A 13252-nucleotide genomic window follows, 5' to 3' on the forward strand; every position below is an offset into this window, starting at 1 on the left:
TGTGTCTCGTGGTCGGGGGTGGGAAAAAATCGATGTTGTTTCCCGGGTGCGGGCCTACCAGGTGCGGGAGCGGATGCCGGCCTGGGGTGGTGGTTCGCGGTCTCTTCGTGCGCTGTTGCATCCGTAATGTGATGGACGAAGGTTGGTGAGGTGCCAGTAGCCGCCCTTGGAGCGGGGTACTACGTGGTCCATGCTGGGGCCGAGTGGGTGGCGTGGTCGTAGTCCCCATCTGATGGGGCCTCGCTTGCCTCGGCATAGCCAGCACTCGGCGCCTGGGGGGCAGACGATGCGGAGGAGTCGTTGGCGTTCCCTGCCTGATGGTTCAGGGTCGGGGCCGGTGTCTCGGTTCGGCATGGGCTCCCCCTGTGGGTCTCTTGCCCCCGCCCCCTGGGTCAGTCGTATCCGAGTTCGAAGCTGATCGGGTCGCAGCAGTTCGCGGCGACGACACGGTACTTGTGGCGCTTCTCGCAGTAGGCGCACTCGTACGGCAGGTCGGGCGGGTCGGCCTGTTCGGCGACGATGTCCTCGATGCGGCGTCTCATGTGATCCCCATCGCTCGGGCGAGCTCGTTGAGGCAGTAGGTGACCGCGGCGAGGCCTACCAACCAGGCACCCACGATCGCGAGTGCTCGGAGTGTGCTCATCGTTGAGCCTCCCGTGTGTGAGGCGGGGTGGGTGGCCGGTACCCTAAGCCGGCACCCACCCCGCGTTCCGGCGACGACAGCGCCGGTGTGGCCGCCAGCGAGTGCGGCCCTTGCCTCGATCTGCCGGGACCAGGTCGACCGGCCATGTCGAGGACGAGAGAGTGTGCCCCACCGACACGTCTGCGACTGCGAAGGCGCTCGAGGTGTGTTCGCGCGCCCGGTGGGGCTGGTGTCGTTCGGGGCGGCACGATGCCCTGAACGACCGAAGCCCCCGACCCGGTGTGGGTTGGAGGCTTCAGTAGGGTCGGTGACCCCGCAGGGTCCACCCTAATCGAGAACTGTTCATAGGTGGTGTCACGACGCGCCCGCATCTTTCGGCGTGTCGCCTGTCCGCCAGCAGGGTCCGGTGTGCTTGCAGGGCTTCTGCCATTCGTGGGTGTCGCAGGCACCGATGTGGGTGGTGAGCTTCGACCCGAGGGCGGGGTCGTTCTCGTCCTCGGTGACGGTTTGGCCGCAGCCGGTGCAGGTCACGTCAGCCATCGGAAGTCCCAGGTCCGGTCGATCTGTAGCCGATCGGTGCGACCGTGATCCGTTGAGCCATCTGTTCGATTTGCTCTCGCGTGACCGTCACGACGATCGGATGCTGGAAATGCGCACCATCGCTGTCGTACCAGTCGACGGGCGCACCGTTGAGCGTCTCTGCGCGCACGGTGTTGTGGTTGGTCTCGATGCGGGTGAGCACGGGATACCAGCCCGCGTCGCGCATCCGTGGCACGAGGTACTCGACCACGAGCGCGTGAAGGATGTCGTCGCTGTTGGCGGGCGAGTCATCGTCGTAGGTGTCCCACCACCAGTCGTCGAGTGCATCACCGTCGCCGAACCCCCACTTGCTGCACAGTGATTCTGCGTCGAGTATGAAGTCAGCCATTGGTCGCCCCTTCCGTCGGTTGGGAGTCGAGCGTTCGGACGGCGGGGCAGTCGCACAACCCGCACGCTCCGGTGTAGGCGACGTGGGTGTGTCGCCCGTGGTTGCAGCGACACTCGGCGTAGGGGTCGCGGCTCTTCTTTCGCTCTTCGTCTTCAGCCTTCTGCGCTTCCATCGCATCGATCGATCGCATGACCATGCGGTCGGCGAAGGACAGCGCCTCGTCGTAGTAGACGAGTCGCCGCCATTCCGGGGCCGCTAGATCGCCGGGTGTCAGGCCCAGAGGGTGAAGCTTCTCTTCCAGAGAGCTGATGTTGTCGGCAACCCATTCCATGATCGCGACTTCGGCCCCGCGAGAAACGGGCACCGTGACGAACGTGGAGTCCACAATCAGCGGCTTCCTCTTAGGGTCGTTGAACATCACTCGCTCCTGTTCGTGTGGTCGGTGGTTGAGATCTCAGCCCTCTCGAGTAGTGCGGTCACGGGCACATCGTCTGCGCCGCCCCACACGAGCATCTTGCGGACCGCGATCAGAGTGTCGAGCACGCCTTCGGCATAGTCGGAGTCCTTCGCCCGGTGTGCCCCTTGCAGCACGCGCTCGATCCAAGCGAGAGTGCTGTCGGTCTCGGTGCGTGCGCGGGCACGCTCCCCCTCCAACAGGCACGCCAGCCAGCGATCGAACTGGCGCGCCCGGATGGGCGAGACGAATTTCGGATAGGTGAGGGATCGTGCGTGGTCGGCGCGCACCTCTTCGGTGGTGGGCGTGTACTCGTCTTCGGTGCTCATAGCGACTCCTTGAAGATCCGGGGCTCCGGTGCCGTCTCGGTCCACCCGGCCGACCCGGGATGCGGCCACGCGTTGAGAGGCCATTCCTCCCACCCCTCCGGGTCGCGACCCGCGCCGGCTTCGTCCATGCAGTCGATGCAGGTGTCGAACTTGATGACCGGGCAGAGCTCGAGGTCACCCTCGCCCCATTCGTTGACGTGCTCGCACTCTCCTTCGAGACAGTCGGCGGCGTACGCGTCAACCTTCACGTGCTCGGCATGCTTCGTCTCGGTGCTCATGAACCAGACCCCTCCCGCTCGTAGACGTGCAGCACCAGCGGCGGCGCGACGACGGTGGCCCGGTATTCGCCGGCACCGTCCGGGATGTCGTGCCCGGTGCCGAACAGTTCGAACACGCGGAACTCCTTCCCCGCTTCCGGGTCGACCTCGAACCACAGCGACACGGCTTTCTCTTCGAGAGATCCCGGGTCGATGACCTCCGCGGCGGCATGCACAAACCGTGCGCCACCCGGCATCTGGAAGGTGCCGACCGTCTCCCGGAAGTAGTTGATCTGGTACTTCCAGATGGTCCTCATTCCGCACCCCCATTGCCGCGATCTGTAGCTTCCGACTCGCGGCGCTCCATGTCGGCAACCAGCGTCTCCGCGAGCTCATCGGCCACGTCTTCGATCGCCGATCGGATCTCGTCGACCAGGGCGGCTCGGGTCGGGTACTCGGCTCGCGTGCCGAGGTCTTCTTCCCACTGCGCCATCTGAGCGTCGACAAAGTACAAGCCGATGCGTTCCTCGGTGAAGCGGATCTCCACCTCCACTGAGGTTGTCGCGGGCATCTTCGCGATCTCGTTCGCGCTCATTGCTTCTCTCCTTCGTTGGTCCTGAACTCGGCCAGCGTTTCCGGCGTGGCCCAGTGGTGCTCGTGTGATCGGAGGGCGTATACGCTGATGCCGACGAGCGGCACGTCCACCTCGTCCTTGGTGTTGTTGCTGAACACACCATGCGTGAAAGCTCGCACCTGCCCCTCGACGGTGCGCCCGCTCAGGCTGGTGAACGTGATGCGCTTCCCGATGTCGGCGCGGGTCATCGTCTCGACCTTGCGACGCCTCATGAGCGGCCATCCTCTTGGATGGGTGGTGTGGTCATGCGGCCTTCTCCTCTGTGATGGTCGCGAGCAGCGCGCGACCAATGTGCTCGGTGTACGCCGGCGGGATCGCTTCGGCGAGGTTCTGAGCAGGCTGGGTGGGTGCCGGCCATCCGTGGAACTCGAAGTACCGGTGCCGGATCACGTTGAGCCCGAACATCTCCCCACAGAGGGTCATGTCGCGCCGCAACTCCGAACCCTGCACGTTCTCGATCACCGCCGGCCCACCCCATGCGGTCACGAGCTCACGTGCGAACGGGATCAGGTTGGGGTACTCGCGGCCCTTGTTCGTGCCCTTCGTGAGAGCCGTCTGCGACTGGCACGGTGGGCTGATGTGGACCGCGTCGAATCCGTCGAGGTAGTCCGGGGTGATGGTGGTGATGTCGCCGACGACGAGCTCGAACGGGTAGTCGTCGATGGGCTCGAGGTCCCATCCCACGATCTCGTCGAATCCGGCACGGTGGTATCCCGTAGATGCGCCGCCGGCGCGGCAGCAGAGGTCGAGGAGCTTCATGAGTCCGACCCCCTGTTGGCCTGGCGTTTAGCGGTCCGTCTCACCCGCGCATCACGCAGCCAGCGGGGCACCACCTCGGAACAGAAGTACGCCCACCAGACCACCCCCATCGCGAGGATCGAGCCGAGGAACACGAGCGCTCCGACCGACACCGCGAACTCAAGAAAGTCCATCGCCTGACCCCCTGTTGGCCTCAGGAGCGTCGAACTCGTCGAGGCAAGCATCGTCCAGGTCGAACTCTGTGATGATGTCGAACTCCACACCAGCCACTCCGCGCTCCTCATCCACCTCGAAGCCGTAGAGCGGAGAATCCTCGTGGAAGCCCCAGAGCTTCTGTCGGTACCAGACCCTCTTTCCGCGGTCACTCGGTCGGATGAAGAACTGGTAGTCGATGCCGCTGTTGAGCTTCTTCACCTCCGCCTGAGCGCGCACCCGCGCATCCGCCAGGTCGTGAGTGCCGAGAACGACGACCGCGTTCGTCTCGTCCTCGTTCCCGAGCAACTGCGTGCGGATTTTGCGAGGCCGATAGACCGACCCATTCGGTCGAGTGATTCCAATGCTCATGATTCCTCCGAACCCCTGTTGGCCTGGTTGGTAGCCACGCGCTTCCTCAGTCCCGGGTGGGTGCCGTGCCGCAGGGCGTCCTGCATGTTGGCGGCGTGCGTGTCCCACCGCAGGTTCTCGAGACGGTTGTTCCGCGGGTCACCGTCGTAGTGGCAGCCCTCCATCCCCTCGGGCATGGGGCCGACGAAAGCCTCGAGCACGAGCTGATGCACGTACCGGGACTGCTTGCGACCGCCGACGCCATCCATGAGGCAGACGAGCTGATGCCCGGCCTTGCGGAGCGACCCTGGGCGGAGAACGTGACTGACTCGGACCATCGGAAATCCTGACCCGTGCGGGATAGTCCGCTCGACGCTCCGAACCCGACCGTGATCCGACACCTCGTAGATGCCCTCCCATCCGATGACGGGGCGCCACTCTTCACCGGGGATGTGATCGGCGGGGGTATTTGGCTGTCGATCGGTCCACTCTCGGATGCGAGCCTCAGACTCGGGCGAGATGCTGACGCCGCGGTTCATGCGGACGATGAGCGAGAACGCGCAGCCGATCTCCTTCGCCGCGTTCTTGAGGCTGATTCCACGGGCGGTGCGTGCGGCGAGGAAGTCGGCCTTGAGTGTCGATTCAGTGGTCTGCATCGGTTTCCTCCTCCAAAGCACAGAACTGATGATCGGATGAGGCGCCCTCGCAGGGGACCTCGTTGTCGTCGCCGTCGAGGGTCCAGCCGATGCAGTTCTGCGGCTTCCCATCCCGGCACTCGGGGCACTTCATTTGGGCCTCCTTCTTCTTGCCGCGGCGCGCCTCGACCACGGATGCGGCTTCGCGGACGGCGTTCGACCGGAACCACGTGTGCTTGCTCGACCCGACCCGCAATGTCGCCGCCGGGGTGAGGTCCCCGTCGCGCACCCATCGGCGCAGCGTCGGCTCGGAGACACCGACCAGCCCGGCGGCCTCACGGCGCGTCAGAAGCGGATTCCTCCACTCCGACACCCCGCCGACACGGATCTCCTCGGTGTCTTCCTGGATCTCGACGAATGCTTCCGTGGGGCGTTCGACGTTCCACCGGTACATCGCGTCAGCGATCGACCAGCGCTCCCGGATGCCGTCGACGGCCGGGTGGAGATCGAGGGCGGCGGCGGTGAGGGCGATGATCATGTCCTGGTCGTTCGCGAGCTTCGGGAGCTCGTCGAGGATGACCGATGCGTTCCCCTGTGCTTCCTCGTAGGCGTCGGCGGCGTCAGCGCCGGCTGGGAGGCCGCGGGAGTCCCATCCGCGGTGCTCGAGCATGGATGCCCAGGCGCGGAGAGTCCCGGCGATCGCGTCACCGGCGTCGATGAGGTCGGCGGGGATCGGGGCCGGCGCCTCGACGTTCCGGGCCGCACCAGTGCCGACCTGGTCGTAGGCGCGTGCCTTCGTCGGGTCACCCAGGGAACGGATGCGGCCGAGGAGGTCGGGGGCGTCGGTGATCATGCGGCGGGTGCGGCCAAAGCAGCGGTCACAGATCAGTGACCCGTCACGGGCTTCTGCGGGGACGCAGCCGCGGCACGTGCCGTCGTCTTTGCCGTAGTCGGGGCAGTCAGCGAAGTGCTGGCGTTGCATGCAGCCACGGATGCAGACCCGGTCACCCATGAAGCACCGCCTCACCCTGGCGGAGCAGCACCGACCACTGGCCGGTCTGCGAGCGAGTCCATGCGGGCACGTCGGGGAACCAGCGCCGCAACGTCGACCGGGCCACCCCGACCGTCGCTGCGGCATCGGCGAACGACGCCCCATCGTCGAGAAGGCGCCGCGCCCGCTCCCGCACCGACATGTCCCGGACGTTCGCCGCTGGCGCGTGGCTACAGCCAGCGTCGTGACGCCACCTGGTCACCGTGCGAGTCGAGACACCGAGGATGCCCGCGATCTCCGCGGAAGACGCCCCGGACGCTTCGAGCTCCAGGAATCGGTCAGAACGGCTGTCCATCGTCATCCTCCATCGCTTTCGTGAGCTGGTCCTCGTATCGCTGCTGAGCGAGCCATCTGTCGTGCTGGCGGCGAGCAGTCCCGCACTTCCCGCAGTCCTCGAAGCGGCCATTGGGGTGATCTGGGCATCCGATGGGCGGGGCGTCCAGCAGGCGAGGTCGCGGCGGCAGGGGCGTACGCTCCTGCTCCTCGCGCCACTCGGCCCATTCCCCCGCGCGCTCCCGGTCCTCGTCTCGCATTCGCTCCCGCGCCCTCGCCCGCGCTCCCCCCACAGCCGCGAAGCTTCGCGAACGTTCGCGAAGGGGTGGGTCGGGGCAGTTCGACCATGCAGTGCGGGCGTCGAGCTTCAGCGGTCGCCGCAGTGCGATCCACTCCTCGCCGTCCGCCGAGTACATCTCCAGGAAGCCGGACTCCTCGAGCATCAGCAGGTGCTCGATGACCGTCTCGGTCGCGGCTTCGCCCGGGTAGATCGCTGCGGCGATCAGCTCCGGGATGAGTTGCCGGCGGCCGAGTCCGTCCGTGTGCAGCCACAGGCCGAGTGCTGTCGTCTTCGCTGCGTGCGGTGCTCGTAGGTACCCGGGGAACTCCAGATCCTGTGTCGTGATCTTCCTCTGGACGCTCTTCGTCGTTGACACCTTGCTCGTTCCCTCTCGCGAATCCCTCGATGCACAGGTCGACGGCGAGCTGTAGGTGGTGCTCGTCGACCTGGAAGCACTCCGACCAGCCGCGGCCCATCAGCAGGAGTCCGGTAGCTTCGGTCTCGTTGCGGAAGGCCTGCGGGAACCATCGGCGGAGTGTGCGGAGTGCTTCGCGTTCCCAGGTGGCGTCGGTGCCTCTGGCGAGGATGATGATGTGTCCGCCGGTGCGGGTCATCCGGTGGACGCGGTTGAACCTCCATGCGCGGCCGACCTTGAGCACGTTGCGCTCGGGCCAGAACACGACGTAGGTCATCGCAAACTCGGGCATGCTCATGCGGCTGCCCTCCACGTCTCGTGCTCGTCGCCGTAGACATCGCGCATCATCTCGTGCGCCGCGCCGGCGGTGATCTTCTCTCGGCGGGTGCCGACGAGCCGGAACCACCCGAACTCGTGCGGGTAGTAGACGGGCACGCGCGAGGGGTCCTTCACCCACCGGCGCACCTTCCATCCGAAGTAGAGCGCTCGCGCTTGCAGCACGTGCTCGGCGCGGTTGTTGCAGAGCACGCAGAGGGTCAGCCCGTCCTCACAGGTGGGGCGGATCTTCGACCCTCCGTTACCGACCGCTCGGCGGTGCTGAAACGAGAGCGCGACCATGACGCCGCACGACACGCACCGGTGCATGTCCCGCTCGTAGGTGCTGTCGCGAACGGCCGTGGTCGGCTTGCTCATCGCTGCTCACCCCGCAGATTGGCGTTCAGTGATCGCAGGATGTCGATGTCCCGGCCGATCATGCGGTCGAAGTCGCGGGCGTACTCCATCTCCAGCCACGCCGTGTCGGCGGCGAGCTGTGCATCCTTCACACGGTCATCGATCGCGCGCGCGAGGTCACGGCGCTCCCCCATCGGCATCCGCGGATAGACCTCGAGGATCTTCTCCGCGCCGAGTGCGAGCGCCACGGTCAGGTCGCGCTCTGCGGTCTTGAGCTTGCGGCGGTACGTGTCTAGCGCGGCGGGTGCGCGGCGGGCTACGTTTCGCGCGTACATGAGCGCTCCGGCGGCCTGGACGGGCGTCGGGAACAGCGCGATCAGCTCGTCCTCGCTCATGGCCGAGAGGTTCAACGGCACCAGCTCGGTGTCGGTGCCGGGGATGTGCTCCGGCTCCTCGACCTCGCCAGTGATCGGGTTCACGTCGGTCATCAGCGGCGGCCCTTCTTTCGCCCCGCCGCGCGGCGCTGTGCACGGTTCTGCGGGGGACGGTGATCCTGCGGGGCAGCGACCCGGGCCGGGTCTCCGAAGAACGCGTGGTGCCGGTCGAGCTCATCGGGTGAGAGCTCCGGCGCCTCGGTGCGCCAGGCGGCGTCGTTGAGCTGCTTGCGACGGTCGCGCCATGCACGGTGCAGCGCTGTGCCGTCCGCGTCCGGGGTGAAGGCCCGCGCGGCGCGTGCCCACTTTCCGAGGTCCTCGATCGCCTCGGGGGTGTCTGCCGCTTCGAACTCCGCGGCCCAGTCGCGCTCTACGACATCGGGCTCGGCGGGCGGCTGGTGCTCGTCGGGGATGCGGATGTCCCCCAGGAGGTCGCGGAACGTCTGCCGGAATCCGACCATGCGGGCGGTGCGGCCGAAGTGTCGCATGGGCGAGCGGTGCCAGTTCTCCGACCACTCCTCGTTCTCGACGGGCACCTGCTCGTCCCACCGGATCGTGACCGTCGTGGGCACCCGGACGTCCTTGCGGTAGACGGTGACGCGCGCGAACTCCGGGTGTGCCTGCACGATCTGGACCTCATCGCCCTCGCCGACGATCGTGGGTGCCCATGCCTCGCGCCAGGTCTCGCCGTCGTCGGAGAACTCGACCGGGGACGTGCCATCCCAGACGCCGGAGGCGTGGACGATGCGCTCAACGTCGCCGATGGTCTTCAGCTCGGGGTGGATGGTGTCGGTGTCAGACACTGGTGGCCTCCTGGAATCGCAGTGACGGGCGGCGGGTGATCTTCGGATAGAGGCGCTTCGCCTTCGCCTCGGCCACGGCGAGGGCGGCGCGCGCCTGCTGGATCGCAGCGTGACCGGTGGGGTCGTCTTCCTTCCACCTCTCTTCGTCGATGGAGACGATCTCGGCGACGCTGATCTGGAATCCCCCGGCCTCACCCATGCCGACGGTTCCGAACCGCTCGACGTGCGGCAGGTCCGCGGTGGCTTTCCTGAGCGCCGCCGCTGCGGCCTTCTCGCGCTTCGCGAGCGCGTCGAGCTCGCGCTTGAGCGGCGCCCATTCATCGAGCGCGGAAGCGACGTCGTCCGGGAGGTCATCGACGGCCGGGCATCCGTCGTTGCGCCACGAGATGAAAGCGTCAGCTCGGTCGACGAGCCACTCGATCATTTCCTCGTCGCGGTCGACGCGAATCCACTGCGCTCCCTCGATCGGGGGCTGGTCGCCTTCGTCGCGGACCTCAAAGCCGTAGAGCGCATAGTCGGCGCCCACGACGTGCATCTGCCACTGAAGCTGTGCGCGGTGGTCTGCCGGGATGGTGTCGTGCTCCCAGCCCCATTCGTGAGACTTGACCTCGACGACAAGCAAGTTCCCCTCTTCGTCGGTGCCGATGCCGTCCGGGGTTGCGCGGTGCAGGTCGTTGTCGTGCGCGCCCCACAGCGCCGAGTTGGGCTCGATGCCGGGAATGATCTCCATCGCCTCGTCGAGCAGCGCGGCTTCGCGTGCGCTGCCGGCCCTGGTCGCGGCGTTGCCGTGGAACGTGGAGCCGTTCATCTTCCGCTCCGCGATCGCCTGGCGTGCCTTGAGTCCGCCGCGCGCGACCGCCAGCGCCTCCGACGCGGTGACGCCTTCGCCGCGCTCCGCCGACCACAGCTCGCGGGGCGCGTCGCCTGGGACGATGATGTGTCCGATGTTCATGCCGCCACCTTTCGCGGAAGGTTCCGATGAGTGGTCGCCCACGTCCGCTTCGTCATGGTGTTGAGCGCCATGAGGCGGACAGGGTTCGGCCCGCTGGGCATGACGGCGATGACCTGCCAGCGGATCTTCCCGACGGTGAGCGCGTCGCCGGCTTCCCACCGGCTCACTCGTTGCTCGCTTCGTCGAAGCTGATGCCGGACGCGGTGCGGAGGTCGTTCGCGGCCTTCGTGAACTGGTCGCCCACACCGAAGTCGAAGTCGAGGGTGGCGTCGTCCACACGCTCGGCGCGGACGCGGCTCATCACGTCCAAGACGGTGTCGACGTCCTCCTCGTCGGTGACTGGCTCGATGAAGAGGATGCCCGCGGTCGGTTCGGAGCGGAGTCCGCCGCGTCCGTCGTGCTTCTGGTTGATGCGGTCGGTGTCGACGACCATGACCACGAGGTGCCGGCGCTCGGGGTAGCGGATCAACTGGGAGTTGAGGCGCTCCATGCCGTTCGCGTCGTCGTCTTTCGGCAGTGAGCCTGACAGCTTGACTCCCATGTCACTCTCCTTCTGCGGCGGTGCGTCGCCGCGGTCGCTTGTGGGTGTGGATGATGAGGGTCGCCAGGGCAAAGCTGACGACCGCGAGGGCGATTGCCGTCGCGTAGATCACGCCGATCACCTGAGCCGGCCGGTCGCGGAGGTCTCAGTGAGGACGAGGGTCGCGACCGTGCCGATGCGGGTCGTGTGCTGGATGATCACGGACGAGTCGTCGGGCCACCAGGAGATGTGGAGGTCGTCTCGGGCGTGCGCGTCGAGCATCCTGTCGCCCCATGCGTTGCGGGCGAACTTCACGACATCGGACTTCGGGAGCCACTGATATATCGCGGCGAGGATGTGAGCTTCCCCTATACGGTCGAGGTCGCTGGTGCCGTGGCCGTCGACGTACTCCAGCCATATCGCGCGGGCCGCGTCGACCCGGTCGTTCGGCTCGAGCTGTGTCGCGAGGGTGGCGAGGGTGTTGATGCGCTGCATCGTCCACGCGACGCGGGAGGTCCGTTCGAAGGACTTCCAGAGTCCGAGGGGTGAGTCGTGGGTGGTGTGGTCCGTCATGATCGTGCCTTTCGTGACGGTGAGCGGGTTCAGGGGTGGGTCTGCGCGTTGCGGGGCGTGTGCGTGCCGACACCGTCGAGACGGTCCAGGCGTGACAGGGACTCGGGGTGCTCGGGTGAGGCGATCGCGCTGATCCAGAACTGGCGCTGGAACGCGCCGATGCCGTAGAGCCAGGCGACCGCGAAGCCGAGGCCGAGGAGAGTGGTCCCGGACGGGAGCCCCGGCATGCCCGCGGCGCGCTCGATCGTCATGCGGGTGATGTCCGCGGCGAAGAACGCCAGCGCCGGGAGGAGCGCGAGCAGGGTGGTGATGACGGTGGCCGCGCGGGGAGCGCGTTGGGGACGCTCAACGCGCGCGGCCACCCCCTCCGCCTCGACCCGGGGCTGGGGTCCGGTCGATGCGTTCATGCGGCACCTACCTGCGTCTGCTGGGCGTTTGCCTCACGACTGCCAACGACCTCTAGGATTCGTCGGTAGGCGATCGCGTCGCGAACGACTTCGGAGTTTTCGGGCGATGTTCCGAACCCGATCAACTGACCGAGAACCACGCCCTCACTCCACCTCAATGAGCGGTTGCCACTCTCAACGGCCCAGACGGTGGCTTGTGCCCACGTGAATCCGCAGTCCTTCATGCGTGTTGCAAGTTCCTGTTGCGACATCCCAGCGGCGTCTCGGAATGCGCGAACTTCTTCGCCGATTTCGGCATCGCTCAGCGGGGCGCTCACGAGGCCACCGCCGTCTCGCTGGCGTAGCGGTTGACGAAGTAGTTCTGCCCCTTACCGGTCACCTTCGGGGTGAACTTGATGCGCGGGCTTCCGTCTGATCCGTGCACGGTGCGCTCGATGACCTCGAATAGGCCTCGGTCCATCGCTCGCTGCGTCGGCCGGTTGTGGTTCGATCCGCCCTTGCAGAGGTACCCGTCCTCACGCAACCGCTCGAAGAGGCGGTTCTGACCAATGTCGAGCCCGTTCTGCTTGAGGATGTTCGCGAGGCGTGCGACGAGCACGGAATCCTCTGAAGCGGCGACGGAGTCGGCGAAGAGCACCTTTGGTGCGTCAAGCGCGATCTTCGCTTCCGCGGCTTCTGCACGCTCGGCGGCTTCCGCGGCGAGCATGAGGAGCTTCGAGGATGGGAGCGCCGTGAGCATGTCCACGTCGGACCCGTATCGCCCCGTCTTGCGGATCGTCGGGAGCACGTCCTCGAACACCCACTGCTCAAAACGCTCGGCGGCAGGGAGTTTGCTGTTCACGATCAGGCGGAGCATGTCCGGTTCGGAGATGATGCGCACGTGTTGCGCTCCTCCCGCGGTCTGAAGGGGGTAGTGATTCGCGACCCCCTTGCAGTGCTTGCTGATCGCGTCTGCGGCGTTCGCGTATCCGAGGATTGCCGCCACGTCGCGGGCCACAAACCAAGGCTCGCCATCGATGACGACAGTGCGGACATCAGCGCCGTCGTACTGGAACACATCCAACGCGGTCATGCTGACGCCTGCGCCTTCAGCAGTGCCTCGACATCGGCGCGGCGAAAGCGGCGGTGGTTCGACGGGGTACGGACGACAGCGAGAACACCCTTGTCCGCGTATCGTCGGATCGTGTCAACGCTGAGGAACGCGATGCGAGCCGCTTCGGAGACCGTGACGAGCTCGTCGGGATCTTGCGTATGCGTAACTTCCATGTCGTGAAGTATGCATGCGTAACTTTGCTAATGCAACGTCACTTTCCTGGCGTGTCGCATATTGCCGACTCTTGCGTAGGTTTGCATAACCCTGCATAATGCAGGTATGACCTCCTCGCAGCTCAAGCGCTCCTTCGAGCCCGGCACTCTCCCCGTCTGGGGATTCAGCGACAAGATCCGCAAGGCACGCGACATCACCGGTCTCGGCCAGAAGGACTTCGCCGCCCGCATCGACCTCACCGCGAGCACGCTCGCCGCCTATGAGACTGGACGCTCTGCGCCGCGATTCAACGACGCGCCGTCCCTCGCAAAGCGCCTGCAGTTGCTCACTGGCATCCCCGCCGACTGGTTCCTGGTCGTCGATGACCCGAACGCGCCTTCCCCTGTGGGCCCTGCCGGGATCGAACCGACGACATCCACGGTG

The 13252-nt window shown here is 66.4% G+C and carries 28 protein-coding genes; 1 reads left to right on the forward strand and 27 read right to left on the reverse strand.

Features of this window, described 5'->3' with window-relative positions; genetic code table 11:
- Nucleotides 1-392 precede the first annotated feature (392 nt).
- The 27 genes from B3587_RS05875 to B3587_RS06000 all read right to left on the reverse strand — a co-directional run bounded on the left by B3587_RS05875 (nucleotide 393) and on the right by B3587_RS06000 (nucleotide 12828).
- Nucleotides 393-542, reverse strand: coding sequence for a hypothetical protein (locus B3587_RS05875; RefSeq protein ID WP_292727117.1), 150 nt, complete (start codon nucleotides 540-542; stop codon nucleotides 393-395).
- A gap of 455 nt (nucleotides 543-997) precedes the next feature.
- On the reverse strand, nucleotides 998-1183 hold the full coding sequence (locus B3587_RS05880) for a hypothetical protein (protein ID WP_292727119.1): 186 nt from the start codon (nucleotides 1181-1183) through the stop codon (nucleotides 998-1000).
- Nucleotides 1176-1571 carry a hypothetical protein gene (locus B3587_RS05885; protein ID WP_292727121.1) on the reverse strand — a complete coding sequence of 132 codons (396 nt, stop codon included), beginning with the start codon at nucleotides 1569-1571 and terminating at the stop codon, nucleotides 1176-1178. Before B3587_RS05885 ends, B3587_RS05880 begins: the two co-directional genes overlap by 8 nt.
- Complete coding sequence (locus B3587_RS05890) at nucleotides 1564-1989, reverse strand: hypothetical protein (protein WP_292727123.1); 426 nt, start codon at nucleotides 1987-1989, stop codon at nucleotides 1564-1566. Before B3587_RS05890 ends, B3587_RS05885 begins: the two co-directional genes overlap by 8 nt.
- Nucleotides 1989-2354, reverse strand: coding sequence for a hypothetical protein (locus B3587_RS05895; RefSeq protein WP_292727125.1), 366 nt, complete (start codon nucleotides 2352-2354; stop codon nucleotides 1989-1991). The genes B3587_RS05890 and B3587_RS05895 overlap by 1 nt, the downstream gene beginning before the upstream one ends.
- A complete protein-coding gene (locus tag B3587_RS05900) occupies nucleotides 2351-2632 on the reverse strand; it encodes a hypothetical protein (RefSeq protein WP_292727127.1) in 282 nt (93 codons plus the stop codon). Before B3587_RS05900 ends, B3587_RS05895 begins: the two co-directional genes overlap by 4 nt.
- Entirely contained in the window at nucleotides 2629-2928 is a 300-nt protein-coding gene (locus B3587_RS05905) for a DUF7352 domain-containing protein (protein WP_292727128.1), read from the reverse strand. The genes B3587_RS05900 and B3587_RS05905 overlap by 4 nt, the downstream gene beginning before the upstream one ends.
- A complete protein-coding gene (locus tag B3587_RS05910) occupies nucleotides 2925-3206 on the reverse strand; it encodes a hypothetical protein (protein WP_292727130.1) in 282 nt (93 codons plus the stop codon). The genes B3587_RS05905 and B3587_RS05910 overlap by 4 nt, the downstream gene beginning before the upstream one ends.
- Nucleotides 3203-3433 (reverse strand): hypothetical protein, encoded by a 231-nt coding sequence (locus tag B3587_RS05915; RefSeq protein ID WP_292727132.1) that lies wholly within the window; start codon nucleotides 3431-3433, stop codon nucleotides 3203-3205. The genes B3587_RS05910 and B3587_RS05915 overlap by 4 nt, the downstream gene beginning before the upstream one ends.
- A 55-nt stretch (nucleotides 3434-3488) precedes the next feature.
- On the reverse strand, nucleotides 3489-4004 hold the full coding sequence (locus B3587_RS05920) for a DNA cytosine methyltransferase (protein ID WP_292727134.1): 516 nt from the start codon (nucleotides 4002-4004) through the stop codon (nucleotides 3489-3491).
- Nucleotides 4001-4177 (reverse strand): hypothetical protein, encoded by a 177-nt coding sequence (locus B3587_RS05925; RefSeq protein WP_292727136.1) that lies wholly within the window; start codon nucleotides 4175-4177, stop codon nucleotides 4001-4003. The genes B3587_RS05920 and B3587_RS05925 overlap by 4 nt, the downstream gene beginning before the upstream one ends.
- Nucleotides 4164-4568, reverse strand: coding sequence for a hypothetical protein (locus tag B3587_RS05930; RefSeq protein ID WP_292727137.1), 405 nt, complete (start codon nucleotides 4566-4568; stop codon nucleotides 4164-4166). The genes B3587_RS05925 and B3587_RS05930 overlap by 14 nt, the downstream gene beginning before the upstream one ends.
- Nucleotides 4565-5203 (reverse strand): NUMOD4 motif-containing HNH endonuclease, encoded by a 639-nt coding sequence (locus B3587_RS05935; RefSeq protein ID WP_292727139.1) that lies wholly within the window; start codon nucleotides 5201-5203, stop codon nucleotides 4565-4567. The genes B3587_RS05930 and B3587_RS05935 overlap by 4 nt, the downstream gene beginning before the upstream one ends.
- Nucleotides 5190-6194, reverse strand: coding sequence for a helix-turn-helix transcriptional regulator (locus B3587_RS05940; protein ID WP_292727141.1), 1005 nt, complete (start codon nucleotides 6192-6194; stop codon nucleotides 5190-5192). The genes B3587_RS05935 and B3587_RS05940 overlap by 14 nt, the downstream gene beginning before the upstream one ends.
- Nucleotides 6187-6528 (reverse strand): helix-turn-helix domain-containing protein, encoded by a 342-nt coding sequence (locus B3587_RS05945; protein ID WP_194385162.1) that lies wholly within the window; start codon nucleotides 6526-6528, stop codon nucleotides 6187-6189. Before B3587_RS05945 ends, B3587_RS05940 begins: the two co-directional genes overlap by 8 nt.
- Nucleotides 6512-7162, reverse strand: coding sequence for a hypothetical protein (locus B3587_RS05950; protein ID WP_292727145.1), 651 nt, complete (start codon nucleotides 7160-7162; stop codon nucleotides 6512-6514). Before B3587_RS05950 ends, B3587_RS05945 begins: the two co-directional genes overlap by 17 nt.
- Before the next feature lie 333 nt (nucleotides 7163-7495).
- A complete protein-coding gene (locus B3587_RS05955) occupies nucleotides 7496-7894 on the reverse strand; it encodes a hypothetical protein (RefSeq protein ID WP_292727147.1) in 399 nt (132 codons plus the stop codon).
- Nucleotides 7891-8361: a hypothetical protein gene (locus tag B3587_RS05960; protein WP_292727149.1), complete on the reverse strand. Its 471-nt coding sequence runs from the start codon at nucleotides 8359-8361 to the stop codon at nucleotides 7891-7893. The genes B3587_RS05955 and B3587_RS05960 overlap by 4 nt, the downstream gene beginning before the upstream one ends.
- Entirely contained in the window at nucleotides 8361-9110 is a 750-nt protein-coding gene (locus tag B3587_RS05965; protein ID WP_292727151.1) for a hypothetical protein, read from the reverse strand. The genes B3587_RS05960 and B3587_RS05965 overlap by 1 nt, the downstream gene beginning before the upstream one ends.
- Complete coding sequence (locus B3587_RS05970) at nucleotides 9103-10062, reverse strand: hypothetical protein (RefSeq protein WP_292727153.1); 960 nt, start codon at nucleotides 10060-10062, stop codon at nucleotides 9103-9105. Before B3587_RS05970 ends, B3587_RS05965 begins: the two co-directional genes overlap by 8 nt.
- Entirely contained in the window at nucleotides 10059-10229 is a 171-nt protein-coding gene (locus B3587_RS05975) for a hypothetical protein (protein WP_292727155.1), read from the reverse strand. Before B3587_RS05975 ends, B3587_RS05970 begins: the two co-directional genes overlap by 4 nt.
- Complete coding sequence (locus tag B3587_RS05980; protein ID WP_292727156.1) at nucleotides 10226-10603, reverse strand: hypothetical protein; 378 nt, start codon at nucleotides 10601-10603, stop codon at nucleotides 10226-10228. Before B3587_RS05980 ends, B3587_RS05975 begins: the two co-directional genes overlap by 4 nt.
- Before the next feature lie 117 nt (nucleotides 10604-10720).
- Nucleotides 10721-11155: a hypothetical protein gene (locus tag B3587_RS05985; protein ID WP_292727158.1), complete on the reverse strand. Its 435-nt coding sequence runs from the start codon at nucleotides 11153-11155 to the stop codon at nucleotides 10721-10723.
- Between the two features lie 29 nt (nucleotides 11156-11184).
- Nucleotides 11185-11562, reverse strand: coding sequence for a hypothetical protein (locus tag B3587_RS05990; protein ID WP_292727160.1), 378 nt, complete (start codon nucleotides 11560-11562; stop codon nucleotides 11185-11187).
- Nucleotides 11559-11879: a helix-turn-helix domain-containing protein gene (locus B3587_RS15895; RefSeq protein ID WP_414683117.1), complete on the reverse strand. Its 321-nt coding sequence runs from the start codon at nucleotides 11877-11879 to the stop codon at nucleotides 11559-11561. The genes B3587_RS05990 and B3587_RS15895 overlap by 4 nt, the downstream gene beginning before the upstream one ends.
- Entirely contained in the window at nucleotides 11876-12634 is a 759-nt protein-coding gene (locus tag B3587_RS05995; protein WP_292727162.1) for a phage antirepressor, read from the reverse strand. Before B3587_RS05995 ends, B3587_RS15895 begins: the two co-directional genes overlap by 4 nt.
- Nucleotides 12631-12828 (reverse strand): helix-turn-helix domain-containing protein, encoded by a 198-nt coding sequence (locus B3587_RS06000; RefSeq protein ID WP_292727164.1) that lies wholly within the window; start codon nucleotides 12826-12828, stop codon nucleotides 12631-12633. Before B3587_RS06000 ends, B3587_RS05995 begins: the two co-directional genes overlap by 4 nt.
- Nucleotides 12829-12934: 106 nt before the next feature.
- On the opposite strand from B3587_RS06000, the gene B3587_RS06005 reads away from it, so the two are divergent.
- A partial coding sequence (locus B3587_RS06005) for a helix-turn-helix domain-containing protein (protein ID WP_292727166.1) occupies nucleotides 12935-13252 on the forward strand: 318 nt, incomplete at its 3' end.

The organism is Microbacterium sp. UBA837 (assembly GCF_002296025.1).
Lineage (GTDB): Bacteria > Actinomycetota > Actinomycetes > Actinomycetales > Microbacteriaceae > Microbacterium.

Coding starts and splice junctions, on each gene's coding strand:
- B3587_RS05875 (WP_292727117.1), bottom strand. CDS start 542: ATGAGACGCCGCATCGAGGACATCGTCGCCGAACAGGCCGACCCGCCC.
- B3587_RS05880 (WP_292727119.1), bottom strand. CDS start 1,183: ATGGCTGACGTGACCTGCACCGGCTGCGGCCAAACCGTCACCGAGGAC.
- B3587_RS05885 (WP_292727121.1), bottom strand. CDS start 1,571: ATGGCTGACTTCATACTCGACGCAGAATCACTGTGCAGCAAGTGGGGG.
- B3587_RS05890 (WP_292727123.1), bottom strand. CDS start 1,989: ATGTTCAACGACCCTAAGAGGAAGCCGCTGATTGTGGACTCCACGTTC.
- B3587_RS05895 (WP_292727125.1), bottom strand. CDS start 2,354: ATGAGCACCGAAGACGAGTACACGCCCACCACCGAAGAGGTGCGCGCC.
- B3587_RS05900 (WP_292727127.1), bottom strand. CDS start 2,632: ATGAGCACCGAGACGAAGCATGCCGAGCACGTGAAGGTTGACGCGTAC.
- B3587_RS05905 (WP_292727128.1), bottom strand. CDS start 2,928: ATGAGGACCATCTGGAAGTACCAGATCAACTACTTCCGGGAGACGGTC.
- B3587_RS05910 (WP_292727130.1), bottom strand. CDS start 3,206: ATGAGCGCGAACGAGATCGCGAAGATGCCCGCGACAACCTCAGTGGAG.
- B3587_RS05915 (WP_292727132.1), bottom strand. CDS start 3,433: ATGACCCGCGCCGACATCGGGAAGCGCATCACGTTCACCAGCCTGAGC.
- B3587_RS05920 (WP_292727134.1), bottom strand. CDS start 4,004: ATGAAGCTCCTCGACCTCTGCTGCCGCGCCGGCGGCGCATCTACGGGA.
- B3587_RS05925 (WP_292727136.1), bottom strand. CDS start 4,177: ATGGACTTTCTTGAGTTCGCGGTGTCGGTCGGAGCGCTCGTGTTCCTC.
- B3587_RS05930 (WP_292727137.1), bottom strand. CDS start 4,568: ATGAGCATTGGAATCACTCGACCGAATGGGTCGGTCTATCGGCCTCGC.
- B3587_RS05935 (WP_292727139.1), bottom strand. CDS start 5,203: ATGCAGACCACTGAATCGACACTCAAGGCCGACTTCCTCGCCGCACGC.
- B3587_RS05940 (WP_292727141.1), bottom strand. CDS start 6,194: ATGGGTGACCGGGTCTGCATCCGTGGCTGCATGCAACGCCAGCACTTC.
- B3587_RS05945 (WP_194385162.1), bottom strand. CDS start 6,528: ATGGACAGCCGTTCTGACCGATTCCTGGAGCTCGAAGCGTCCGGGGCG.
- B3587_RS05955 (WP_292727147.1), bottom strand. CDS start 7,894: ATGAGCAAGCCGACCACGGCCGTTCGCGACAGCACCTACGAGCGGGAC.
- B3587_RS05960 (WP_292727149.1), bottom strand. CDS start 8,361: ATGACCGACGTGAACCCGATCACTGGCGAGGTCGAGGAGCCGGAGCAC.
- B3587_RS05970 (WP_292727153.1), bottom strand. CDS start 10,062: ATGAACATCGGACACATCATCGTCCCAGGCGACGCGCCCCGCGAGCTG.
- B3587_RS05980 (WP_292727156.1), bottom strand. CDS start 10,603: ATGGGAGTCAAGCTGTCAGGCTCACTGCCGAAAGACGACGACGCGAAC.
- B3587_RS05985 (WP_292727158.1), bottom strand. CDS start 11,155: ATGACGGACCACACCACCCACGACTCACCCCTCGGACTCTGGAAGTCC.
- B3587_RS05990 (WP_292727160.1), bottom strand. CDS start 11,562: ATGAACGCATCGACCGGACCCCAGCCCCGGGTCGAGGCGGAGGGGGTG.
- B3587_RS05995 (WP_292727162.1), bottom strand. CDS start 12,634: ATGACCGCGTTGGATGTGTTCCAGTACGACGGCGCTGATGTCCGCACT.
- B3587_RS06000 (WP_292727164.1), bottom strand. CDS start 12,828: ATGGAAGTTACGCATACGCAAGATCCCGACGAGCTCGTCACGGTCTCC.